General features: G+C 62.0%; 22 protein-coding genes and 1 tRNA gene. 12 read left to right on the top strand and 11 right to left on the bottom strand.

Features of this window, described 5'->3' with window-relative positions; translation table 11 throughout:
- Nucleotides 1-33: 33 nt before the first annotated feature.
- From LK12_RS07850 to LK12_RS07835, 4 genes are read right to left on the bottom strand one after another with little or no spacing between them, the layout of a single operon-like run.
- Complete coding sequence (locus LK12_RS07850; protein ID WP_039281374.1) at nt 34-555, bottom strand: VOC family protein; 522 nt, start codon at nt 553-555, stop codon at nt 34-36.
- Between the two features lie 46 nt (nt 556-601).
- The gene (locus LK12_RS07845; protein WP_039281371.1) at nt 602-1,417 is read right to left on the bottom strand and encodes a sugar phosphate isomerase/epimerase family protein; all 816 of its coding nucleotides are present in this window, start codon (nt 1,415-1,417) and stop codon (nt 602-604) included.
- 36 nt (nt 1,418-1,453) lie between these two features.
- Complete coding sequence (locus LK12_RS07840; protein WP_039281369.1) at nt 1,454-1,930, bottom strand: nuclear transport factor 2 family protein; 477 nt, start codon at nt 1,928-1,930, stop codon at nt 1,454-1,456.
- A 40-nt stretch (nt 1,931-1,970) separates the two neighbouring features.
- On the bottom strand, nt 1,971-3,311 hold the full coding sequence (locus LK12_RS07835) for an aromatic ring-hydroxylating oxygenase subunit alpha (RefSeq protein WP_052223253.1): 1,341 nt from the start codon (nt 3,309-3,311) through the stop codon (nt 1,971-1,973).
- Between the two features lie 212 nt (nt 3,312-3,523).
- Here LK12_RS07835 and LK12_RS24160 point away from each other — a divergent pair, with 212 nt between their 5' ends.
- Nucleotides 3,524-4,249: a TetR/AcrR family transcriptional regulator gene (locus LK12_RS24160; RefSeq protein WP_082010407.1), complete on the top strand. Its 726-nt coding sequence runs from the start codon at nt 3,524-3,526 to the stop codon at nt 4,247-4,249.
- Between the two features lie 147 nt (nt 4,250-4,396).
- Complete coding sequence (locus LK12_RS07825; protein ID WP_039281366.1) at nt 4,397-6,811, top strand: TonB-dependent receptor; 2,415 nt, start codon at nt 4,397-4,399, stop codon at nt 6,809-6,811.
- Nucleotides 6,812-6,816: 5 nt separating this feature from the next.
- On the opposite strand, the gene LK12_RS25135 is transcribed toward LK12_RS07825, so the two are convergent.
- Entirely contained in the window at nt 6,817-7,029 is a 213-nt protein-coding gene (locus tag LK12_RS25135) for a hypothetical protein (RefSeq protein WP_231568288.1), read from the bottom strand.
- Between LK12_RS25135 and LK12_RS07820 the strand changes: the two genes are divergently transcribed.
- The 3 genes from LK12_RS07820 to LK12_RS07810 all read left to right on the top strand — a co-directional run bounded on the left by LK12_RS07820 (nt 6,979) and on the right by LK12_RS07810 (nt 9,994).
- Nucleotides 6,979-7,422 (top strand): nuclear transport factor 2 family protein, encoded by a 444-nt coding sequence (locus LK12_RS07820; protein WP_231568286.1) that lies wholly within the window; start codon nt 6,979-6,981, stop codon nt 7,420-7,422. The two genes, LK12_RS25135 and LK12_RS07820, sit on opposite strands and share 51 nt — an antisense overlap.
- An 84-nt stretch (nt 7,423-7,506) precedes the next feature.
- Complete coding sequence (locus LK12_RS07815; RefSeq protein WP_039281362.1) at nt 7,507-8,286, top strand: SDR family NAD(P)-dependent oxidoreductase; 780 nt, start codon at nt 7,507-7,509, stop codon at nt 8,284-8,286.
- 925 nt (nt 8,287-9,211) lie between these two features.
- Nucleotides 9,212-9,994 carry an alpha/beta fold hydrolase gene (locus LK12_RS07810; RefSeq protein WP_039281359.1) on the top strand — a complete coding sequence of 261 codons (783 nt, stop codon included), beginning with the start codon at nt 9,212-9,214 and terminating at the stop codon, nt 9,992-9,994.
- Between the two features lie 372 nt (nt 9,995-10,366).
- Here LK12_RS07810 and LK12_RS07805 read toward each other — a convergent pair whose 3' ends face one another.
- The 4 genes from LK12_RS07805 to LK12_RS07790 all read right to left on the bottom strand — a co-directional run bounded on the left by LK12_RS07805 (nt 10,367) and on the right by LK12_RS07790 (nt 14,997).
- Nucleotides 10,367-11,143: an NYN domain-containing protein gene (locus LK12_RS07805; protein WP_039281357.1), complete on the bottom strand. Its 777-nt coding sequence runs from the start codon at nt 11,141-11,143 to the stop codon at nt 10,367-10,369.
- A 261-nt stretch (nt 11,144-11,404) separates the two neighbouring features.
- Nucleotides 11,405-12,616, bottom strand: coding sequence for a cytochrome P450 (locus LK12_RS07800; protein WP_197063488.1), 1,212 nt, complete (start codon nt 12,614-12,616; stop codon nt 11,405-11,407).
- A gap of 28 nt (nt 12,617-12,644) precedes the next feature.
- On the bottom strand, nt 12,645-13,457 hold the full coding sequence (locus LK12_RS07795; protein WP_039281352.1) for an SDR family NAD(P)-dependent oxidoreductase: 813 nt from the start codon (nt 13,455-13,457) through the stop codon (nt 12,645-12,647).
- A 1-nt stretch (nt 13,458) separates the two neighbouring features.
- Nucleotides 13,459-14,997, bottom strand: coding sequence for a cytochrome P450 (locus tag LK12_RS07790; RefSeq protein WP_039281756.1), 1,539 nt, complete (start codon nt 14,995-14,997; stop codon nt 13,459-13,461).
- Between the two features lie 52 nt (nt 14,998-15,049).
- Between LK12_RS07790 and LK12_RS07785 the strand changes: the two genes are divergently transcribed.
- The 4 genes from LK12_RS07785 to LK12_RS07770 all read left to right on the top strand — a co-directional run bounded on the left by LK12_RS07785 (nt 15,050) and on the right by LK12_RS07770 (nt 18,633).
- The gene (locus LK12_RS07785; protein WP_231568274.1) at nt 15,050-15,691 is read left to right on the top strand and encodes a TetR/AcrR family transcriptional regulator; all 642 of its coding nucleotides are present in this window, start codon (nt 15,050-15,052) and stop codon (nt 15,689-15,691) included.
- Between the two features lie 301 nt (nt 15,692-15,992).
- Nucleotides 15,993-16,550 (top strand): DUF3489 domain-containing protein, encoded by a 558-nt coding sequence (locus LK12_RS07780; protein WP_039281349.1) that lies wholly within the window; start codon nt 15,993-15,995, stop codon nt 16,548-16,550.
- Nucleotides 16,550-16,966 carry a DUF2924 domain-containing protein gene (locus tag LK12_RS07775; protein ID WP_039281346.1) on the top strand — a complete coding sequence of 139 codons (417 nt, stop codon included), beginning with the start codon at nt 16,550-16,552 and terminating at the stop codon, nt 16,964-16,966. The genes LK12_RS07780 and LK12_RS07775 overlap by 1 nt, the downstream gene beginning before the upstream one ends.
- Nucleotides 16,963-18,633, top strand: a complete 1,671-nt coding sequence (locus tag LK12_RS07770) for a recombinase family protein (protein ID WP_039281343.1) — start codon at nt 16,963-16,965, stop codon at nt 18,631-18,633. Before LK12_RS07775 ends, LK12_RS07770 begins: the two co-directional genes overlap by 4 nt.
- A 244-nt stretch (nt 18,634-18,877) precedes the next feature.
- Here the strand turns inward: LK12_RS07770 and LK12_RS07765 are convergent.
- Nucleotides 18,878-18,967, bottom strand: a tRNA-Ser gene (locus tag LK12_RS07765).
- A 157-nt stretch (nt 18,968-19,124) separates the two neighbouring features.
- On the opposite strand from LK12_RS07765, the gene hspQ reads away from it, so the two are divergent.
- Nucleotides 19,125-19,505, top strand: coding sequence for a heat shock protein HspQ (gene hspQ, locus LK12_RS07760; RefSeq protein ID WP_039281752.1), 381 nt, complete (start codon nt 19,125-19,127; stop codon nt 19,503-19,505).
- A 41-nt stretch (nt 19,506-19,546) separates the two neighbouring features.
- On the opposite strand, the gene LK12_RS07755 is transcribed toward hspQ, so the two are convergent.
- On the bottom strand, nt 19,547-20,425 hold the full coding sequence (locus LK12_RS07755; RefSeq protein ID WP_039281341.1) for an ABC transporter permease: 879 nt from the start codon (nt 20,423-20,425) through the stop codon (nt 19,547-19,549).
- A gap of 97 nt (nt 20,426-20,522) precedes the next feature.
- Here LK12_RS07755 and LK12_RS07750 point away from each other — a divergent pair, with 97 nt between their 5' ends.
- Nucleotides 20,523-21,215 carry a GcrA family cell cycle regulator gene (locus LK12_RS07750; RefSeq protein ID WP_039281338.1) on the top strand — a complete coding sequence of 231 codons (693 nt, stop codon included), beginning with the start codon at nt 20,523-20,525 and terminating at the stop codon, nt 21,213-21,215.
- Between the two features lie 4 nt (nt 21,216-21,219).
- Entirely contained in the window at nt 21,220-21,972 is a 753-nt protein-coding gene (locus tag LK12_RS07745; RefSeq protein WP_039281336.1) for a peptidylprolyl isomerase, read from the top strand.
- The last annotated feature ends 258 nt before the right edge of the window (nt 21,973-22,230 follow it).

Below are 22,230 nucleotides of genomic sequence, written 5' to 3'. Positions count from 1 at the left end.
GCAATTGGAATGATGAAGCCGGCCGCTGCGGTCTCAGAAGTCGATTGTGCGATAAGGGTCGCTGCCATCCCATCCCTGGGCCGCTTCAGCGATCATCGAGAACATGGCTTCGAGGCCGGGCTTCATCTCGATGAGCTCGACCATCATCCCAAGCACGCCGCGCGTGTCGAAGTATCCGAACCGGGAATCGCCGGCCAATCCGTTCTGCGCCAACGCAAAGCCAGCTTGCGAATAGTGCGCGAAGTCGCGATCGTAATTGCGGGTCATCTTGCCGAGATGGTGGAACACCTCGCCCCCGGGCGGGCACGCATCGCGGTAGGCCGAGGGTCCTTCGCCCTTCGGCTGGATCAGCTCGATCTGGATGTCGCCGGCCTGAGCCAGGGCCACGTCCATTTCGAGTTCGCCCGCGACGCCGCGATAATGGAAGTCCCCGACGGTCGGCGACCTGAGCAAGAAGAAGGGGCCAATTCCGGTGGTCGCATGCCAACGCCGGACAGCCTCATCGATATCGGAAACGACCCAGCAGTTCTGGGTGAAGTCTGAAAAACCCGTCATTGGCTGCAGTCATCCTTTGGGCGGCAACGCATCTGATCGCCGCCGATCATTTGAAGAGCTTCGCGCAGGCTTCCACCGCCCACTGCGCCCGTTGCTTGGCATCGACCCCGCTTTCGCGGAGGCGCTCGCCGGGAACCTCGACATCGTAGGGCGTGTCGTCAGGCAACGCTGCGACCAGTTCGCGCAAAGGGAACACCCCCGTGCCCGGAAGCATTCGGTCCATCGCTTCGGGCAGGTAGTCATTGCTCGTGCGCAGGTGCTCGCCATCGCACAACTGGGCGTAGGCGATCATCGAGGGGGGAAGATCCGCGACCTGCCTGATCGTGCCTCCGGTTCGCGCCAGGTGCAGGGCATCGATCGCTATGCCCAGATTGGGCCTGGCGACGTCCGCGACGATCTCTTGCGCCATCGCGATCGAATTGCATCCGGGCGAAAGGCCCATGAATTCGAGCCCGACCTTCAAGCCGAATTCGGCCGCCATGTCGCACAGCAACCCAAGTCTCTTCCTGCCGAGCTCCGGATCGGTCTCGTGCATATGGGTCACGATCCGTTCGGCGCCGAGCGATGCGCCAAGTGCCAGGGCATCGCGATATGTTTCGAGATCGACCCCATCCTCGATCGGGAAGTACTCGATGTTCATGATCGAGCCCCCGGTCTCGTCGAGCGCTTGCCGCACGGTCTCCACGGATGCCACGGTTATCGTCGGGAAGAGGTGCTCTTCGCGACCGGACGTTTCGGAAACCACGAGGGGCGAACGCACGAAAACACAGACGCGGTCGCACCCGACCTCAGCTGCCAGACGGATCAACTCGTCGGGCGGCAGTTCGATCGCGGTGATCTGGTGAAGCGCGAATTTGCGCATGCCGGACTCCTGTCGCGGAATTTCAGACGGCGAGGCTCAGTTGCCTGCGGCAAATTCCGCATAGGCCTCGAAAAAGGCCGGCTGTGCGAAGATGTCAGTGATGGTCACGAGTTTGAATCGCCAGCCGGCTGCCGTGCGGACATAAGTGTCATTATAGATGTTGGAGAGCCAGATCGGCGTCGGATCGTCTTTTTTCGTGAAGACCATCAGGCCGTTGATGGTGCCGGTGGCGGTGTCGCCATCGACCTCGATCACCGAATTGAGCATGTGATGCACGGCCGACTGCCACTGCGTCGTGAGCTTGTCCATCATCGCCTCGATCGCGGCCGGGCCTGTCGCCGAACCCATGCCCGGATCGAAAGTGCCGTCTTCCGCAAAAAGCGAGGCAAACACCTTGTTGTCGCCGCTGCGCCCCTTAATCATGTTCGCAGCGTGCGCGTATCGCGCCCGCAAATCCTTGATCGCAAGAATGTCTTCCACGCGGCGCAGGCGTTCCTCGGTCGTGCCGGTCATCTCTTCTCTCCGTGTTGTCTTTTTTTGGCGGGCCGGCGCTTCAGCGCCGGCCTTCGAGGTAGTCGTTCAGGACTTCATGGAAAAAGCGCACGCGAGTTTCCTGCGCGCTGAGGTACGCATCCTGGTAGCCCCGCGAGTACATGCCCCGCTGCTGCCCCTCGGCAAGTTGCATGTCCTGGTAGACGATCTGCCCTTCGATCTCCGGCACACCCTTTCCACCGTCGAACGCGCGATGCTCAACTTCGCATTCACGTAAGGGACGGGGGCCTGCCATGATGGAATCGACGGTGTCCTGTCCCTCGACCGGATAGGCCATGCACCACAGATCGAACGTGCACATGTTGGGGTCGTCGGGATGCGGCTCGGTACGGAAGAAAATTAGATTGTCCGGCAGGAACGACAAGGTCACATTCGGGAAGACCACCGTGTGCGGGCTGTCGGTCAGTTCCTCGTCATCCATGTGCTCGTAATGGACGTAGCCGCGCTCCTTCCAATTCGCGCGCTTGGCCGCCTTGAGGTCCAGCCAGCCCTGCATCGCCTTGGTTTTGTAATCCGGGTAGGCATCGGGATCGATGCCCCACTGGCGCAGGATGGCGTCGAAGGGGTGATCGATGCCTGCAGGGGGAAGGTCGGTCAGCGAAGGGCGCATCGGCTGAACCGTGCGACCATGGCCGTTGGGGAACATTTCGTGGCGCGCGCTGTCGACGTCCTGGTCGATCCATGGCGGCACCTGCGGATGCGCCGTGCGCGTGTGATAGCTCTCGGAAAAATTGTCGGTCGCGAACTTCCAGTTCGTGTTGAGGTCGATCTTCATCGCAAACACGCACACGGCGGTTTCCATGGGATAGTTGCGATAGATCTCCGGCATCGGGCTCAGGTACTCGAGCAGCGACGGCGCTTCGTCGTCCATTGTGTACCAGACGAACCCGCCCCAGGTCTGGCAGCGCAGTTCGCGAAGCTTGACCTTGCCGCACGGATTGCCCTGCGGGAAATCCTCGGAGTCCTGCGCCGTCTTGAGCACACCATCGATGGCGAACCGCCAGCCGTGATACGGGCAATGAAAACCGTTCGAGGCGCTTGAGTTAGCCCAGGCGAGGCGCTGTCCGCGGTGCGCGCAAGCGTTGTAGAACGCCTTTACGGAGCCGTCCGCCTGACGAACGCAGATCACCGACTCGTGCATGAAGTCGTGCACGAGGTAGTCGCCCTCTTCCTGCAGCTCCGCCGACCGTCCGGCAACGTGCCAGATGCGAGTCCACATGTGATCCCATTCCCGCTGCGCGAATTCGCGTGAGGTGTAGCGGTCGCCGGTGATCGGATCGCCGCGCAAGTTCGCGGGGTCTCGCCCATTGATGGTCAGCGGATGCACTGCAAATTCACCCAAAACCTCTCTCCTCTTCTTATGCGGACACGCCCTTGGAAGCCCCCTCTGCAATTTGGCGAGCCTGGCTCTTGCGGACCGTCAATCTCGAACAATCTTACTAGTACGATCGTTCTGTTATACTGTGACTTAGAGTAGGGGGCGGCTCAGCCAGGCGCCCGTTCGTCCGTGTCGCGCTCTTGACGGCCATCCGCCGGACGAACATCTCCTGAGCAATGAAAAAGGTATCGTCCGACGCCCGTACTGCCCGCGGCAATGCCAGATCCACCAAGCCCGCCGAGCAAGCGGTCGCCGCGCCGGTGCGCCGCCGTAACGGCGCTGTTCGTCGCGAGCAAATCATGGATGCGGCAGAGCAGGTATTCGCGCTGCGCGGGTACGACGGCGCTTCCTTGCGCGATGTCGCACGCCAGGCAGACGCCAGTCTGGGCGTAATCACGCATCACTTCCCGAGTAAAGAGAACCTTCTCTATAACGTCGTGTTGCGTAAGCGAGATCCTCTGATTGAAATCATTCGTGAAAACCTTGAACGGGCAAAAAATGAAAACAAAGGGGATCTCGGAACTATTGAAGCTTTTATTCGGCCTTTTCTAAGAAGTTGCATCGATTCGGGGAGTGAGTTCAGGACCTATATCCGCCTAACCTCAAGTTTCATGGGTGCATACGCCGCGAACGAAGTTAATGTCGCGCTGCTCGAGCTACTGCCAATCTCCAGTCTCTTCGCGGAATTCCTGCGCGACGCAGCGCCGCACATTCCCGATCGCAAGCTGAAGCTGGCCGTCTACCTCATCGACGCCGCCGTGATATTCATGGTTCAGGACCAGGGTTTTCTCGACCAGGTCACCGACGGGGAATATCCGATCGCAGCCATCAACGAACTCATTTCGCCGGCCGCCACATTTTTTACTGGAGGCCTCCGGGCGCTTGCCGAGACCTCCGATTAAACCAGAACGTCTGTACGATTAATTTGCAAACCTAGCCAATTCCATAGTTCCTGAATCGCCCATGCTGCGCGCAACACATGTGCAAGGCTCGGCTCGAACACGAAGCCGAAAATTCGGACATTGAGCCGAAAATTGGGAGAGGCAGGCATGAAGCTTTCAAAGAAACGTTCAAGTAAACTTGGCACCATGGGGCGTATCGGCATCTCGGTTGTCGCGGTGCAGTGGGCATGTGCTGCGGCCCATGCCCAGGACGCGGCACCGCAAGCTGCCGAAGAGAGCGGCGGTGGCATCGCCGAGATCATCGTTACGGCGCAGAAGCGCGCGGAGAACCTCCAGGACGTGCCCATCTCGGTCGCCGCAGTATCCGCACAGGCCGTCGAGGACATGCACGCCACAACGCTGCAGGCCCTTCAGGGGGCCGTTCCCAATGTCCAGATCGGCAATTTTTCCAACGCGCCGGCCAGTGCGGTGTTCACCATTCGCGGCATCGGCGTGATCGAGCCGGATCCCTATGCCGGCAACACGGTGGGCATCGTGGTGGACGGGGTGCCGCAGTTCTTTTCGATGGGGGCGCTTGTCGACCTGTACGACGTCGACCGCATCGAGGTCCTGCGCGGCCCGCAGGGAACGCTGTTCGGCGCGAACACTACCGGCGGTGTTGTCAATGTCGTCAATAGCCAGCCGACCGACAAGTTCGAGGGGCGCGTCGACCTGAGCTATGGTAACTACAACCACTTCCAGGCCGCCGGGGTGCTGAACGTACCCCTTTCCGAATCGCTCTCCGGACGCTTCGTCGTCTCGCACGATCGCCGCGATGGCTGGGTGACGAATGTCTATGACGGATCGGACATGGGGCGGCGGAACGTCACCGTCATGCGCGGCATCCTCAAGTACGACCCGGGCACAAATGTCGATATCACGCTGTCGGGCGAGTATGATCGCGGCCGCAACGGCGCGCCGGTGGTCGTCGCTGGCGATCTGCCCGGCGAGGCTCAGTACGTCGATACCGGGCTCGCCGGGATGTACGCCTCGCCGTGCCTTCCGATGGGCTCGCGCTGCAAGGCTCCCGATCACTATTTCTCCGCGCTCGATCCGGGGCCTAAGGACGCGAACGGCAATTTCGTCGATCCGATCAAGGATCGCAGCGACATGGACACCTATCGCACCTCGCTCACGGTCAACATCGGTGACACCGCGGTCGGCGATATTACCTCTATCACCGCCTACAAGCACTTCCACCTGTTCGAATACACCGATCAGGACGGAACCCCGCTGTTCCTTGACGACACGCGCCGTCGCACCAAGGGCTGGCAGTTCAGCCAGGAACTGCGCACGAGCATCGACCTGAACGACAGCATCAACTTGCTGGTCGGCGGGTTCTATCTCAAGGACCACTACGAGCACTACCAGAAGTTCCGGATCAACTTTGCGGGCGGGTTCAGCTATGATCCGGCCACAGGAAACGTCACCTATGGCCTGCCGGGTCTCTACCAACTCAACCTCCAGGACCAGGACAACTACTCGCTGTCCGGCTTCGCGCAGAGCTATGTTGACCTGACCGATCAGTTGCGGTTGCAGGCGGGCATCCGCTACACTTACGAGAAGACCAGCATGCTGGCCTCAACGACCACGACGCTGGCGACCGGCGGCGTCACCACGTTCGACGGAACCGCGCCTGACGGCACGCCGAACGTTCTCATCGATGCCGCCGCGCCCCCGCGGGGCAGCAAGTCCTGGCAGAACCTGGGCTGGAAGGTTGGCCTCGACTACAGGCCCGTCGATGATCTCCTGCTCTACGGCTACTGGGCACGTGGCTTCAAGTCGGGCGGCTTTACCGGGCGCATCGGCATAGAGCAGGACCTCGGCCCCTATGGACCCGAGAAAGTCGATACGTTTGAAGCCGGCATCAAGACCGAATTCCTGGATCGCAAGATCCGTTTCAATTTCGCCGGCTTCTACACCAACTACCGCGACTTGCAGCTTGCCCAGATCTACTTCCTGGGATCGGGCGCCAGCTTGCGGCAGGGCAACACCATCCTCAACGTGGCGAGCGCGCAGATCAAGGGCTTCGAGGCGGAGCTGCTCGCAGCCCCGGTCCACGGGCTCACGCTCAATGGCTCGCTTGCCTACTTGTCGGCGAAGTACAAGGACTTCCCCTTCCAGCTGCCTGACGACGACGGCGATCCCGCGACGCCGCCGCCCGTGCTGGAACTTGCGGGCCAGCGTCTGCAGAACGCGCCGAAATGGACTGCCACCGTCGGCTTCATGTGGGAATTTCCCGTGGGCGACATGAACGGCCGTATCGGTGCCCAGTACAACTATACCAGCGAAAAGCTCTATTCCTCGATCATCGACACGGCCCGGGCGAGCGTGCAGCCCACGCACATCGTCAATGCCAACGCCGATCTCGCGATCAACGAAAGCCTGACGCTGAGTGTCTGGGGGACCAATATCTTCGACCAGCGCTACACCAACAGCGTGTTCGATGTGCCTGGCACCATCGGCCTGGTGAACTACGCTCCCCCCCGTCAATATGGCGTCTCGGCGAAGTATACCTTCTGATGAAATCAGGGGCTGGTCGGCGTAACGCTGGCCAGCCCTTCCTTCCCCTTTGAACTTTCGATCGAAAGGCGGGTCATCAAATGGCTGATATTTTTGGCGCAGAACAAGCCGCTCAGTTGCGGGACATTGTAGCACGACGTGACATCTTCGAGTTGCTGTGCACGTATATGCGGGCGCAGGATCGCCTCCTGCCCGAATTGCACCGAAGCGTATTCCATGACGATGCCTATGTGGACTGTGGGCCCTTTGCTGGCGATCCGGACGGCTTCGTCAACTTCGCGCAGACATTGCTCGGCGACATGATCGCCAGCCAGCACGGCATCATGCAGGCGCACATCTCGGTCACCGGCAAGCGGGCTTCCGGCGAAGTCTATTTCATCGCACAGCATCGCATTGTCGAAGACGAGGTCGAGAAGGATCTCTTCGTCGCAGGCCGCTATATCGACGAGTACGAAGACCGCGGCGCGGGCTGGAAAATCCTGAAGAGACGCGAAGTCATCGACTGGGCCAGAACCGATCCTGCCACGGATTCGTTCCTCGGCCAGATGACGCTCACTCTGGGAGGCCGTCACGGCGCTGATTTCAGCGAACAAAGGAACTGGCCTGTTTGATGCGAGCGTGCACGCCGCGATTTCAAGGCCTGCCAGCAACGATCATGCAGCCAAGAATGTCAGAAATAACCTAAGGATATCAGATTGACCGACGCAACTAAGCTCGATGGTTCGATCGCACTCGTGACCGGCGCAAGTGGCGACATCGGATCGGCGGTGGCAAGCCTGTTGGAAAAACGGGGCGCCACCGTAATCCGTTCCGACCTTCGCCAGACCTCGGACACCGGCTCAGGGTTTCTGGTTCATGACGTGACCAGCGAGGGCAGCTGGAAGGCGGTTCTTTCGCAGATCGACGGCGACCATGGCCGACTGGACATTCTTGTCAACAATGCGGGCGTGGCCCCGATGGGACGCATCGACAGCATGTCCCTCGAGGACTGGCGTCGCTGCCAGGCGGTCAATGTCGAGGGCATGTTCCTGGGCCTGAAAGTTGCCGCAGACCTGCTTTCGAAAAGCGGAGCGGATCGTCTCGGCGGCAGTGCGGTGATCAACTTGTGTTCGGGCGCCTCGGATCGTCCATCCGCGTTCAGTGCCGCCTATTGCACGAGCAAGGCAGCAGCACGGATGCTGACACGCGTCGCCGCGATCGAATTTGCCGTGCTCAAGAAACCGATCCGGGTGAATTCCGTGCATCCTGGCGTCGTCGAGTCCGCGATGATGGACAAGATCCTCGAGACGTATTCCGAGATAACCGGAGGAACCCCTGTCGAAACGTTGCGGGCCGGCGTTGCCGGCGGGAATCCGATGGGACGGTTTGTCACCCCTCCCGAAGTTGCCGAAGCGGTGGCTTTCCTAGCATCGAGCGCAGCGCGTTATATCCACGGCGATGCCATCCATGTGGATGGAGGCTATGCTGCCAGCTAGGCAGCATAGCCTCCTCGCGACCTACACTCGCTTCGCTGTTGGCGCAGGTGAAACTCTGCCAGCGGCCGGGGAATTTGCCGGGTCGCGTTGACGGCACCAACGACCATAACCATGGATCCGAAATCCCGGGTGGGTGCGGCGCTCGATGTCCTAGCAGAGCATGCCAGAGGATCGGGCGCTTCAAAGTTTGCATTGCCGACAATCTGCCACCCTTCGCAGCCCCCTTCGGACTTGATGAGTGTGCCGCCCGATATGCCCGTCTCCCTTGGGTAACGCATGCGTCGGGCGAACTGTCGCAGCTCACCTACGCCATGACAGTTCTCGACGAAGCATTTTGGGCAAACTGTCGCAAGATCGTCACCACTTGCCCTGACCGTGCGTTTCCATTTCAACAACCTGTGCGAAAAGCTCGATGCGAGTAGCAGGGTGAATGCTGTGTATCGTGCCGCTTCCCGAGGTTTACTCCACTCATTGACCTGATAGTGGTCTGAGCACGCCTGAGACGAAAGTGAATAACCTAAATTGAGGCGGTCGCTGTCATTGCTGCGAGCAGTCGCGAAAGTCTTCTTGGCCGCACCCTAACCCTGCAAGCGAACAATCCGGATCGTCGAACTTTTCTGGCATTGGGCGATGGATATTCACAACGGAAACTATGTCCACATTCGGCAAGTTGAAAAGTGATCACGAGCGGCCAGGAAGGGTCGGGAGCTACCGCCCTCCATCATGCGCGGCATCGAGGCGGAAACCGCCGACAAAGCCGTCGTTTCTTGGCTCGGATTAGACCGTTGAAACCTGCCTTTCATTCACCCCGCGGCCAGTAGCGATAATTAGGTCGACGCGGGACTGTGCGCTTGGTGCTTTGCGCGCGATAAAGGACGTTTTCAGGGCGGGCGAGCCATAACTCGTTCCGAGGCGTTACCCTTATATGATAATGCACCATACGCGCACGGGGCGCGGTAAACCTTTACTCCTTGTCCACGGCTTGGGCGGAAGCAGCCGCTCGTGGAACACTATCTCGCCCACGCTTGCTCAAAGCAGAGAGGTCATCGCCCCGGACTTGCCTGGCCACGGGCGAACGCCCGTGGAGGCCGACAGCGGCACGTTTGACGGGCTGGCGCGCAGCCTGGACAATTGGCTCAGGGCTGAAGGGCTTACCGAGATCGATATGGTCGGCAGCTCGCTGGGCGCTCGCCTGGTGCTGGAGATGGCCCGGCGAGGCCACGCCGGCGCAGTTGTTGCTTTGGATCCGGGCGGCTTCTGGCAGGGGTGGGAGCGCACGTTTTTCAGAACCACCTTAATACCTTCGATTGGTCTGGTGCGGGCACTTCGACCGGCGCTTCCCGCGATTGCCAAAAACGTCGCGGGTCGGACCGCCTTGATGATCCAGCTTTCGGCCAAGCCGTGGGCCCTCGAACCCGCACTCGTTTCGCATGAGCTGAGATCATACGCGGACACGGGCACGTTCGTCGCGCTTGTCAACGATCTCGCTACCAGCGCAAATCAGCTGGGCTCTGCAGACACGCGTTCGCCGGTGGTGATCGGCTGGGGGCGAAAAGATCGTCTGTGCCTGCCGCCGCAGGCGAAACGCGCGATGGATGCCTTTCCCAAAGCTACGCTCCACTGGTTTGAACATAGCGGACACTTTCCGATGTGGGATCAGCCAGACGAGACGGTTCGGGTCATTCTGGACGCCACGGGTCGACCATGATCAATTTGACACCGCGACCGGTGAACTGGAAACTCGGAAGCTTGAAAGTCGCGCCTGAAAAAATGGCGTCTGCTGAGCCATCTTTTGCCAGTCTCGTCTCCGATGGAAGACTTCGAATAGCTCAGATTTTAGTACCGGAGAAGGGTGGCACCTGCCGCCGACAGAGCCGCCGTTCAGTCGTTCAAATCGGCTGCTCTAAACCTTCCGATCGTTCATCAAGCTCTCAGGGCGGACCGACCGACCAGATCTGGGACTTTGCTGCCGTTTCCTAGCGATTTGGCGAATGCCGGGGTTTTCATCAGTAGCGGCCGTTCCCGCGAGCGCGGGGAAACGACTTGCGTTTGGTCGGAGCCACAAGCTGCTTTCGTTCAGTTATGTGACGTGTTTGGAACCGTGCGCGCTGTCCGTTTGCCGGACCTGCACAGACATGCCGCTGCCGCGTCGCACCTCGAAGTCACCTGCTTGCTCGATCAACGTCGTCAGCTTGGCGCAACCGTAAGTGCGCGGATCGAATTCGGGGTCCATTGCCAAGAGCCGCGACCCAAGGCCGCCGAGATGGACCCAGCCCTCCTCATCCTCGAGTTGCGCGATCGCGCGCCGAATGATGGTCGTTGCCTGCGCAGGCTTGCGCGGTGCGGAGTTAGGCGTGACAGGAGAATGGGCGGCAGCCTTCGTGCTGGCGGCGGGTGCGGCAAGCTCCGGTTGAGGGAGCAGATTCTCGGTGAAGACAAAGCGTTTGCAAGCCTGTCGGAAGCTCTTAGGGGTCTTGGCTTCGCCAAAGCCGAACACGTCAAAGCCATGCTCACGGATGCGTGCAGCGAGGCGCGTAAAGTCGCTGTCCGATGACACCAGACAGAATCCTTCTATTCGACCGCTGTGCAACAGGTCCATCGCGTCAATCACCAACGCGATGTCGGATCCGTTTTTACCGACGGTCAGCGCGAAATTCTGCTGCGGGATAATCGCATGGTCGGCGAGGATCTGGGCCCATCCCTTGAGCCGCTCTTCCGAGAAGTCACCGTAGACGCGCCGCACGCTCGCCTCACCGAGAGTTGCGATCTCTTCGAAGAGGCGCTGCGCGATGCGAGGTGAAATGTTCTCGGCGTCAATGAGGACGGCAAGGCGTGGCAACTGGTCGACGCGTGACATGGCGTCTACCTACCTACCAAGTCCTTGACGTCGCCCTAATGCATCTCCTGGCGCGCACAGCTTGTGCTTTGCGCGTTGGCGCTCGACAGGTGGCCTACTCCGTCATTCATACACTGGTCTCTCTGCGACCGATTTTGGCCTGAGCAGACGTTAACGCTTCTTCGCAGAGTGGCGCAAGCTGGGTCGGCAGCCGCCGACCTACCCGACATCGACAGTCGTTATGGTCCTGTCTGAAAGCGGTCGTTGGTCCAGGTGCTTGTCTCAGACCGGCGTGAAACGCACAGGCAGTGACTCAAGTCCCCAGACCCCGGGAAAGCGTCGCCAGGTTTCGCGTCCGGCGATTTCAGGCTGCCGCATGCGCTGTGCCATCAAGTGAAGGCCTTCCTCCATCTGGAACCGTGCCAGGTGCAGGCCGAGGCAGATGTGCACACCCTTGCCGAAGGCGAGATGATGCTTCGCCGATTCCCGGCCTGGCCGATAAGTCATTGGGTCATCGAAGGCCCGCGGGTCGCGACCTGAGATGTTAAGCAGGAACATCAGGTGCGAGCCCTTGGGAATGAGCACACCTGCATATTCGATGTCGTCCAACGCAATCCGCGGCGGGCTGCTCGGGCTCGAGTGGCGCAGGCCCTCCTCGATCGCCAGCGTGCAGAACTCCCGGTCAGTCGCGCATCGCTCCCACAGCTCGGGCTGCTGAAACAGGAGCCTTGCGGCCATGCCGAGCTGGTTTTTGGTGGTGTCGTAGCCCGCGGCGAACAGGAAGAAGAGCTGCTCGCAGACCTCTTGGTGCGAAAGCACGCCTTCGTCTTCTGCCTTGATCAGGTCCTGGAGAAGGTCCTCGCGCACCTCGCCACTGGCCCGGCGCGAGGTGACAAGGTCCGAGCCGAATTCCATCATCATCGTGTGGGCTGACTCAAGCTCCGGCAGCAGCGTCGGATCGAGACTGTAGCTCAAGCCCTGGACTTCCAGCGCCCACTTGATCTTCGGCAGATCAGCAAGGTCCGCGCCGATAAGGCCGAACATGACCGCGACCGGAAAGTTGGAGGCGAACTCAGTGAAATCGAACTGGCCCTTTGGCACCCATTCGTCGAGCAGGTTGGAAACCACGTCGCGGATAAGTCCAACATGCGCCGCGATCCGGCGGGGCTTGAAGAATGGTTTCAGGGCCTCGCGCATCCGCTTGTGATCGGCACCGTGACGACTGATCAGCAGCGCCTTCATGAAGTCGCCCCACGGCTTGCCCGAGGCACCCATGATCTCGACCACGTCGTCGGTGGCGATGTGCAGCTTGTCGTCCATCTGGATCAGGTCGCGGATCTCCCGGTGACCGTGGACGAGGTAGCCATGTGTGAACTTTGCGAGCCAGGGGTGCCGGGCGCGAGCCAGAGCGAACCAGGGCTCGGGGTCATCGCCGAAGGCGCGATCTTCGATCTGCAAGTCCATGAGGTCGAGCTGGTCGATCCGCGTTGCCATTATCAATTCCTCCATCCATGTTCGGCGCTCATGACGCTATTCCGCCATCCACTGGAAGAGTGCAGCCAGACATGAACATGGCCATGTCGGACGCGCAGAACAGGATCACGCGGGCGACATCGTCGGCCGTGCCGACCCGCCCCAGGCGGCTGGTGTCGATGCCGGGGATCCCGATTGCCTTCAGCTTTTCCGGGGGCAGATCGGCGAGGAACGCCGTCTTCTCTGTCAAGCAGACACCAGGTGCGACTGCCATCACCCGGATGTCGTGCTTGCCGAGCTCGATGGCCATGGTCTTGGTCAGGCCGACAACGCCGTGCTTCGCGGCGACATAGGCCGACTGGCCCGGCGAAATGCCCAGCAGGCCGGCGAGTGAGGCAACATTGACGATCGTACCGCCGCGTCCGGCCTCGACCATCCGCCTGGCCGCTTCGCGCGCGCCGAGGAATGTACCCTTGAGGGTGATCGCGACGACCCTGTCGAATTCTTCTTCGGACAGGTCGAACACCGGCACCGACGATGGCAGGCCGGCGTTGTTGACCCAGATGTCGATGTTGCCGAATTGCTTGATAGCATGGTCGACAAGCCCGACTACCGAGGCGCTGTCGCCCGCGTCGGAATAAGTCGAGAGCACGCGCGCACCCGTGGCCAAGGATATGTCAGCCGCCGTCGCCTTCGCTTTGTCGGTATCGACGTCTCCGATCAGGACTGACGCGCCTGCCTCGGCCAGCCGGAAGGCGGTCGCCCGGCCGAGGCCCCAGGCCGCGCCGGTGATCACAGCGTTGCGGCCCTTGAGCGAGATCAGTTCGGTCAACGGCAGGGCGGAGACGTCACGGACCGCCATATCAGTGCCCAAGCCTGGCGAGATCTGCATCGACAGCGTCGAGTGCTTCATCGCTCAACTGATCGGCGGCGAATGCCTGGATCGCGCGCAGGGTCATGCCCTTGGCCATGCTGATCTGGGGGTTCTCGGTCATGCCGGGAAAGTGCTTGTCGAGCACGGCCCGAGCGGCATCGTCGCTCAACAGGTCCCCGATGCGGCTGCCTGAAGTGGACCAGTTCTTCTTCGCTTCGGGCACCGCCTCTTGCTTTGCCGGCGCGATAAATCCCTCGGCAGGCGTCAGCTTGATATGCATCTTGTCCAGACCACGGATAATGAAGCTGGGTTCGTAGGTGAGGTCCGCGACGCCGTTCGGGTGTTGTTCGAGATCCAGCTCGATCTTCGAGGTCATCTCGAGGAACTTTTCCATGATAACCCGCACTTCCACCCGAGCAAGTGGCGCACCGGCGCAAACGTGCTTGCCGCGGCCGAACCCGAGATGTTCGGCTACCTTCTTGCGGCCGATCACCAGCTCGTTGGGATTTTCCCAGCGCCGCGGGTCGCGGTTGGCGGCCGACAAGGCTACGAGGATCTTGGTCCCGGCCGGGACATCGACGTCTCCGATGCGCGTGTCCTTGCGGGCCAGCCGTGCGGTCTGCTTGGTAGAGCCCTCGATACGCAGGACTTCCTCGAGGAAGGCCGGGATCAGCTTGGGATCGGCACGCAGGCGGCTCTGCAATTCCTGGTCCTCGACCAGGTACTTCATCGAATTGCCGAGCAGCTTGGCCGAAGTGTCCTGGCCAGCGCCGAACATGAACATGCCCAGCTGAACGAGATCATAGAGCTCCGGGGTCGTCCCGTCGTTGTACTTGGCGTGCGCAAATTCGGTTAGGATGTCGTCGCGCGGGTTGGCGCGCCGATCTGCAAGGTAGCTGTAGAAATAAGTGCCCATCACTGCGAAGGGGTGTTCTTCTCCGCCCGACATCGGATCGGTACCGTCGAGCGCTCCCGGGATCGGTCCCCTGGCGATCGCATCCATGAACAGCTGGCGGTCTTCCATCGGCACGCCGAGCAGGTCGGCAACGACCATTGTGACGAAAGGCGTGGCGATCTTGCTGATAAGGTCGACCCCGCCATCTGCCACGGCCCTGCCCACCATGTCCTTGCTGTATACTTCGATGAATTCTTCGCTGGCCTTGAGGCGCGAAGGCACGAACAGCGTATTGATGAAGGCGCGCAGCTTGGTGTGAGGCTCGTCGTCCAGGTTCACGACCTGGTCGCCGCCGGCGAACTCCTTGCGGTGTTCTTCGATCTGGGCGGTGATGTCCGAACCATGCGGCGTGAACGGCAACGGCGCCGAGGCGCCCTGCAGGCCGATGATGGCCGAAAAGGCATCGTGGTCGCGCAGCACTTCGAGCGCTTCCGCGAAGCCGGTGACGATGAAATAGTCCTTGCCCGGAGGTCGATAGATCGGCCCCTGTTCGCGGATCGCGTTGAAGAAGGCGTAGGGGTCCCTCAGGACCTCATGGTCAGAGAAGTAATCACGTTCGATCAGCGCCTGCATCATTGCTCTCCGTATCCATACCTTGCGGAAATCGCTTGCGCCTTGTCCTCGGGTGCTGCTCCACAAGGGAGCGATGAGGACCAAATCCAAAGCGAATCCGATTTTGTGCGACACTGTGTCGCATAGTTCCGATCATCATGCCGGGTCAACCGCCAAGGATGCACGCGCCCTGCGGTCGAGTGCCGCCCTGCGCGAGGGGCTGCTAAGCCTGCTGGAGCACAAGGCCTTCGACCAGATCACCATCCGCGACATCTGCGCCAAAGCCGGCGTCCATTATGCCACCTTCTTCCGCCATTACCCAAGCAAGGAAGCCCTGCTCGACGGCCTCGCCGCCCAGCAGATCGAAACGCTTGTCGACCTGACCTTGCCTATCAAGGACGAGGTCGGCGACCGGGCTTCGTTCGATGCTCTGTGCGACTATGTACAGCAGCATCGCGCGCTCTGGTCGGTGCTGTTTAACGGGGGCGCCGGCGCGACGATGCGCGCGGAATGGCTGCGGCGGGCTCGAATCGTCGCCGAAACGCACGACCCGGTTTCCGACTGGCTGCCCAAGGAACTGGGGACCATCTGTTCCACCAGCTTGATCGCTGAGACAATCTCGTGGTGGCTCGCCCAGCCGGACGGAACGCACAGTCCCGGTGAGATCGCGGGAATTCTGGATCGCCTAATCGGCGCCTCGACCTTGGCCCAGTGACGACCTCATTTCCTTCCAGAAGCTGCCCGATTGGGTTGATGAACGAAGGGCGGCTGGTCTCAAATGCGGTGTCGATAGCGGACTAACCGGAGTGTCCGGCATAGCGGCCATTGCCAGCCACATCGACTTTTCTCAATCCATTCCAGATTCCATTCGACTTCGTGCGCGCAGCAAGCATTGGTGTGCGTACTGAAACGCAGCCCGGCAAGGCGGCTGCGGCCCCGGACGCTGGCGCGCTGACCGGGGCCTTGGGTGGTGGGAGCGGCAAGTGTGTCGCTTCACGATCCAAGGAGAATCTATCATGACCCGCAGAGTCCACCTCAACGACCTCCAACTGCTCCTGCTTGCAGGTGCATCGCAGCGCGAGAACGGCAGCCTGATACCGCTGCCGCAAGCCTGCGCCTTGGAAATGCCGCGCCTCAGCAAGGCGCTGGCCTCGCTGGTGCGCCGCAAGCTCATCGAACAGCGCACCGTGCACGACGACAGCCTGACCTGGCGTGTCGACGGCGACAGGAAGGTCGGCCTCTTCATCACCGCCGCGGGCCTTGCTGCGATCAGCGCCCACCACGCAGCGGGCCAGGAGGAGGCACAGGGCAGCGATGTACAGCCAGCCCCTGCCGCCCATGAAGCTGAAGCGGAAACGCAAGGTAAATCCAGGACGAGCAGCAAGATCGCCAGCGTCATCACGTTGCTGGAACGCGAAGGCGGTGCGACCCTCGAAGAGCTGACCGGGGCGACCGGCTGGCTCCCACACACGGCCCGCGCCGCCCTGAGCGGCCTGCGCAAGAAGGGCCACGTGATCGCCCGCACGACGCTCGAGGGAACGAGCTTCTACCGCATCGTGCCCGAGGCCGCCTGATGGCACGGGCAACGATCACGCTCGATGAAATCGCCGATCTCGGCCGCGCGGCACTGATCGACCGGTGGGCTTCACTCACCGGTCGGCCAGCGCCAAAGCTGAGCACGAAGATGCTGCGCCTGGCGCTAGCCTACGAGGTGCAGGCCCGAACAGGCGGCAGTCTTTCCCGCCCGGCACAGCAGATGCTGGACGCCGCCGCTTCCCAAAAGCGAAGGGTCGCCACTCAGCTCGCCCCGGGCATGCGGCTTGTGCGCGAATGGCAGGGCACTGTCCATGTCGTCACCGTCGACGAGACGGGTGCCATTCACTGGAACGGCAGGGCCTGGCGCAGCCTCTCGGCGATCGCCCGCGCCATCACCGGCACGCGCTGGTCCGGCCCGGCCTTCTTTGGCCTTGCCGGGAGGCGTGCGGCATGAAGAAAGTGCGCTGCGCGATCTACACCCGCAAATCGAGCGAGGAAGGGCTTGAGCAGGACTTCAACTCGCTCCATGCCCAGCGCGAGGCTTGTGCAGCCTATATCCTGAGCCAGGCCTCGGAAGGCTGGTCCCTGCTACCAGGCGAGTACGATGATGGCGGCCTTTCGGGCGGCACGCTCGAGCGCCCTGCCCTTCAGCGCCTGCTTGCTGATATCGAGGCGGGGCGGATCGACATCGTGGTCGTCTACAAGGTGGATCGCCTGACCCGCTCGCTGCTCGACTTCTCGAAGCTGGTCGAAACGATGGACAAGGCAGGGACTAGTTTCGTCTCAGTCACCCAGTCGTTCAACACCACCAACAGCATGGGCCGCCTGACACTCAACATGCTGCTCTCCTTCGCCCAGTTCGAGCGCGAGGTCACCGCCGAGCGCATCCGCGACAAGATCGCCGCCTCCAAGGCACGCGGCATGTGGATGGGCGGCAACCCGCCGCTGGGCTACCGGCCCGACGGACGCAGCCTCGCCGTCGTCGAAGAGCATGCCGGGATCGTGCGGCACGTGTTCGAGCGCTACCGGGCGCTGTGCAATGTCCGCCTCGTTGCCGAGGAGCTTGCCGGAGACGGCATCCTCACGCCGCGCCGTGAAGCAACGACCGGGCGAATAACCGGCGGTCGTCCCTTCTCGCGCGGGCAGATCTACAAGTTGCTCGCCAACCCGGTCTACATCGGGGCGATTCACCATAAAGGCCAGGTCCACGCCGGCAGGCACGAAGCCATCATCGATCGCGAGACCTGGGAGGCGGTCCAGCAAGCACTGGCCGAGAACTTGCAAGGTCAACGCACTGGCGAGCGCGCCAGGGCTCCCAGCCTGCTTGCGGGCAAGCTGGCCGACGAGGCTGGCGACGCCATGGTCGCAGCGCATGCCGTCAAGGGCACGGTCCGCTACCGCTATTACGTCAGCCGATGCCTTCAACATGGCGGCGACGCCAATAGAAGCGAGCCAACCGAAGCTCTGCGCATACCGGCGCGCGAGATCGAAGCCGCGGTCACCACAATGCTGGCCAAAGCCTTCGACGACCCGCTCGCACTGCTGGAAAAGCTGGAGGTCCCTTTTCAAGGCGAAAGCCTGCAGCGCATCATCGCAAGGGCCCAGACGCTCGGCTCCAAGGTTCAGCGCAGGGATCGGCCCACCTTCCGCTCGCTGGTTGCAGGTGTTGTCATCGAACGCAAACAGGTCTGCGTCGACCTTGCCAGCGCAGCCCTGTGCACGGCGCTGCACATCGATCGCCCACCGTCCTCTCCTGATGTCATCACCTTGATCGAACCGATGCAGCTGACCCGCACGGGGCACGCCCTCAAGCTGGTGCAGCAGAACGGTCGCGCCGTAAGCGCCGGCACGCCCGATGCAGGCCTGGTCGAGATGCTGCGAAAGGGACGGGCCTGGTGGATGCAGCTGCAGGATGGCCACACCGACATCGCCGGCATCGCGCGTGCCGAGAAGGTCAACGACTCCTGGGTCTCGCGGCTGGTCCGATTGAACTTCCTTGCCCCGGCCATCATCGAGGCCATTCTCGCAGGTACCCAGCCTGCTAGTGTCAGCGCGGCCTCGCTGCGCTGCGCCGACCTTCCCATGGCTTGGGACGAGCAATTGGCTATGTTCGGATTTTAGCCGGCGGCCAAAACCAACGACCTTATAGCGGCGCTTTAGCGCCGTTTCTCGTTGCCGTGACCGCCATCCCCTGCGTCGCCAGCCATGGCCGTACTGGGAAAATGGGCTTTGGAGAAAAAGCCGCCAAGGGCGCCGAACGATGGCACAAAAGCGCTCTCTCCTGACCGGAACGCACCGCGCAAGCCCGCAGAACCGCGCGCCTTGCGGCAGATTTTCACATTTCCCTTATAAAACAAGGACTTAATGGCGGAGAGGGTGGGATTCGAACCCACGGTACGGTTGCCCGTACACCGCATTTCGAGTGCGGCGCATTCGACCTCTCTGCCACCTCTCCGCTAGAGATCGCCATGGAGCCGGAGGGCCCCGTACGGGTCGAGCGAAGCGCGCCGGTAGCCCAGATGATGACGCTTGCCAACCCCCGAATTCGCGAAAAGCGGGGATGGCTGGGGTGGTTCGCTTGTTTCGTGTTCAGGCAGGCCTATATTGACCACATGAACCGGGCATCGTTCTTTTCTCCCCAAGCCGGTCGCGTCATCGATGCGCCCCGCCAGACCCGAGCGCGTTTCGCGATCGGCGACGTGGTGCGTCACAAGCACCACGACTTTCGCGGTGTCGTCTTCGATATCGATCCGGTCTTCGCCAACAGCGAGGAATGGTACCAGTCCATTCCGCTCGACGTCCGTCCCGGGCGCGAGCAACCCTACTACCACCTCCTCGCCGAAAACGAGGATTCCAGCTATGTGGCCTACGTCAGTCAGCAGAATCTGACAGGCGATGCCGAAGGCGGACCGGTGGACCACCCTTCCCTGTCCCAGATCTTCGAGGACTTCCGCAACGGCCGCTATCAGCTACGCCGCGGAATGGCCCATTAGAACGATTTGCACGGCCTTTCCGGCTGCAGGCCACATGACGGTCAGCCCTTGAGCTTCCAGCCAGAGCGCAGAACGAAATAGACGATCAGGGCGAGCACCGCGTTGAGCAAGCCCATGCCGAGCGCGCTGTGCAACACGGCAAGGTTGGTGTCGCCGATGTCGCTGGCGCCGAGGAACCCGAAGCGGAAGCCGGAAATCACATAGAAGAAGGGATTGACGCGGCTGACGGCCTGGAACGCCGGCGCGAGGTTGTCGATGACGTAGAACGTGCCCGAGAGCAGCGAGAGCGGCGCGATGACGAAATTGGTGATCGCCGCGTTGTGATCGAACTTCTCCGCCCAGATCGAGGACAGGAAACCCAGCAGCGCAAGGAAGATCGCGCCCATCAGCCCGAACCACACGATGGCCCAGGGATGCGAGACCGACAGGTCAACGCTCGGCCACAGGAACATCGCACCGGCCAGCACCAGCCCGACCAGAATGGCACGGGTCACCGCCGCGGCCACCATGGCCAGCATCAGTTCGCCCTCGCTGAGCGGCGGCATCAGGAAGTCGATGATGGTCCCCTGGATCTTGCCCGAGAGGAACGAAAAGCTGGCATTCGCAAAGGCGTTCTGCATCATGCCCATGACGATCAGGCCCGGCGCGATGAACGTCGCGAAGTTTACGCCGAGCACTTCCCGGCCGCCGCGCCCGAGCGCCAGCGTGAAGATGACGAGGAACAGCAGCGTGGTGATCGCGGGCGCCCAGATCGTCTGGGTCTGCACCTTGAAGAACCGGCGCACCTCCTTCATATAAAGGGTCTTGAGCCCCACCCAGTTTATCTGGTGGATCAGGGGTTCTCCCTTTGCCGGAAACCGGCGAGGCTGCGATATCACGGTGGGCCCCAGCAGTTCGGTCGAATTAGATTGATCGGCCATGACCCGGCGAGTATCGGCTGCGGCCTTGCAAGGCAAGCGGGTGCCTGGAATTTCGGGGCGATTCTGCAATCGCCCCATGCACGGAAACGGAACTGGAATGAGCTGGACGGACGAGCGGATCGAGAAGCTGACCAAGATGTGGGAAGGCGGGGCCACGGCCAGCCAGATCGCCGAGGAGCTTGGAGGCGTAAGCCGCAATGCCGTGATCGGCAAGGCGCATCGCCTCGGTCTCAAGGCTCGCCCCTCTCCGGTCAAGGCGAATGAAAAGCCTGCCCGCCCGGCAGCGCCCAAGAAGGCCAAGCCGGCAGCCGATTCTCCGCCCGCCAAGGCAGCGGACGCTCCTGCACCGGCGCCCGCCCCGCGCGCAGCGGCGCCCGCGCCGTCGCCGGCGCCTGCCCGCGCCGCTGCACCGTCGGCTCCCGCAGCAGGCAGCGACAAGCCCGCCGGCGACCAGCCGCGCATCGTCTCGGTCGGCCCCGGCGGCTTCCTGCGTCAGGGCCCCGGCGACCAGCAGGCCCCGATCCCGCCGGCCCCGCCGCGCCGTCTCGTTCCCGCCAAGCCGAGCCCGGAGATTGCCGACAAGACCAGCCTGCTCGACCTCAACGACCGTATTTGCCGCTGGCCGATGGGACACCCCGGCGAGCCGGACTTCCACTTCTGCGGCGAGAAGGTGAACCCGGGCTTTCCCTATTGCGTCGATCACTGCGGCCGCGCCTACCAGGCACAGCTCCCGCGCGGCGCGCGTCGTCCTCCTCCGCCTCTGCCGTTCGGCGGTCCGCGGGTTCGCTGATTCCATGCCGCGTACGAAGCGGAAGAGGGCCGGGATTGCGGCATTGCTCGCATCTCTCGCCCTCGTCCTCCAGCCCGGGTTGGCTGCAGCGCAGGATGCGCCCGCAGCCACGGCGCCGGTCGACGAGGCCGCAGTAGCGGCTCCGGCGCCCGAACCCGTCGAGCATGTCTTTGTAGCTCTCACCACCGGCATGGGCGTCATCACGCTGGATCTCGACAAGACCCACGCGCCGCTTACGACAGCCAATTTCCTCAAATACGTCGACAGCAAGCGGATGGACGGTGCGGTGTTCTATCGCGCCATGCATCTCGGCCACAGCGACGAGCCGGCAGGCCTGCTGCAAGGCGGCGTTCGCGACGGTGCCAAACTGTTCGATCCCGTTGCGCACGAATCGACGAACCAGACGGGTATCCTGCACAAGGCCGGAACGATATCGATGGCCCGCTTTGCCCCCGGAACGGCGACGGCGGATTTCATGATCCTGCTGTCCGCCATGCCGGCCCTCGATGCCGCCGAAGGCAATTCGGGCGAGGACCCCGGAGCAGGCTTTGCCGCCTTTGGCCATGTCGTGGGCGGCATGGACGTGGTGCGTGCGATCTGGAACCAGCCGCGCTCGGCCACGAAAGGCGAAGGGGTGATGAAGGGCGACATTCTCGAAGACGAAGTGAAGATCGTCAGCGCCCGCCGCGTTGCCGGCCCGCCCGAGCCCGAACCGCAGCCGCCAGCGGAAACTGGCGAAGCTTCTACGGCCGATTAGGCGGCTGGAGCCAGCGGCTATCCCCGGCGAACCCGGAACAGTCCTCAACTCCTGCGTGTTGCCTTCTCGACACGGGAATTCTGAGAGCTTCATTTACGATATTCCGGAACCAAACGCCGATGACGAGTAAAAGGAATTGGTAACACTTGCGCCAATTCGCTGCTCGCAACGCGTTTTATTGCAATAGTGAACTTAAAACTCGCAGAGCACAGCCGTTAACCGTGATATGACGGCACATGATCCCAGCATGGCCCGGGG

Source organism: Novosphingobium malaysiense (assembly GCF_000802225.1).
Taxonomy (GTDB): domain Bacteria; phylum Pseudomonadota; class Alphaproteobacteria; order Sphingomonadales; family Sphingomonadaceae; genus Novosphingobium; species Novosphingobium malaysiense.
The sequence above is the reverse complement of the archived record's forward strand: the minus strand, read 5'-3'. Positions and strand labels throughout refer to the sequence as shown.

Coding starts and splice junctions, on each gene's coding strand:
- LK12_RS07850 (WP_039281374.1), bottom strand. CDS start 555: ATGACGGGTTTTTCAGACTTCACCCAGAACTGCTGGGTCGTTTCCGAT.
- LK12_RS07845 (WP_039281371.1), bottom strand. CDS start 1,417: ATGCGCAAATTCGCGCTTCACCAGATCACCGCGATCGAACTGCCGCCC.
- LK12_RS07840 (WP_039281369.1), bottom strand. CDS start 1,930: ATGACCGGCACGACCGAGGAACGCCTGCGCCGCGTGGAAGACATTCTT.
- LK12_RS24160 (WP_082010407.1), top strand. CDS start 3,524: ATGAAAAAGGTATCGTCCGACGCCCGTACTGCCCGCGGCAATGCCAGA.
- LK12_RS07825 (WP_039281366.1), top strand. CDS start 4,397: ATGAAGCTTTCAAAGAAACGTTCAAGTAAACTTGGCACCATGGGGCGT.
- LK12_RS07820 (WP_231568286.1), top strand. CDS start 6,979: ATGCGGGCGCAGGATCGCCTCCTGCCCGAATTGCACCGAAGCGTATTC.
- LK12_RS25135 (WP_231568288.1), bottom strand. CDS start 7,029: ATGGAATACGCTTCGGTGCAATTCGGGCAGGAGGCGATCCTGCGCCCG.
- LK12_RS07810 (WP_039281359.1), top strand. CDS start 9,212: ATGATAATGCACCATACGCGCACGGGGCGCGGTAAACCTTTACTCCTT.
- LK12_RS07805 (WP_039281357.1), bottom strand. CDS start 11,143: ATGTCACGCGTCGACCAGTTGCCACGCCTTGCCGTCCTCATTGACGCC.
- LK12_RS07800 (WP_197063488.1), bottom strand. CDS start 12,616: ATGGCAACGCGGATCGACCAGCTCGACCTCATGGACTTGCAGATCGAA.
- LK12_RS07795 (WP_039281352.1), bottom strand. CDS start 13,457: ATGGCGGTCCGTGACGTCTCCGCCCTGCCGTTGACCGAACTGATCTCG.
- LK12_RS07790 (WP_039281756.1), bottom strand. CDS start 14,997: ATGCAGGCGCTGATCGAACGTGATTACTTCTCTGACCATGAGGTCCTG.
- LK12_RS07780 (WP_039281349.1), top strand. CDS start 15,993: ATGACCCGCAGAGTCCACCTCAACGACCTCCAACTGCTCCTGCTTGCA.
- LK12_RS07775 (WP_039281346.1), top strand. CDS start 16,550: ATGGCACGGGCAACGATCACGCTCGATGAAATCGCCGATCTCGGCCGC.
- LK12_RS07770 (WP_039281343.1), top strand. CDS start 16,963: ATGAAGAAAGTGCGCTGCGCGATCTACACCCGCAAATCGAGCGAGGAA.
- hspQ (WP_039281752.1), top strand. CDS start 19,125: ATGAACCGGGCATCGTTCTTTTCTCCCCAAGCCGGTCGCGTCATCGAT.
- LK12_RS07755 (WP_039281341.1), bottom strand. CDS start 20,425: ATGGCCGATCAATCTAATTCGACCGAACTGCTGGGGCCCACCGTGATA.
- LK12_RS07750 (WP_039281338.1), top strand. CDS start 20,523: ATGAGCTGGACGGACGAGCGGATCGAGAAGCTGACCAAGATGTGGGAA.
- LK12_RS07745 (WP_039281336.1), top strand. CDS start 21,220: ATGCCGCGTACGAAGCGGAAGAGGGCCGGGATTGCGGCATTGCTCGCA.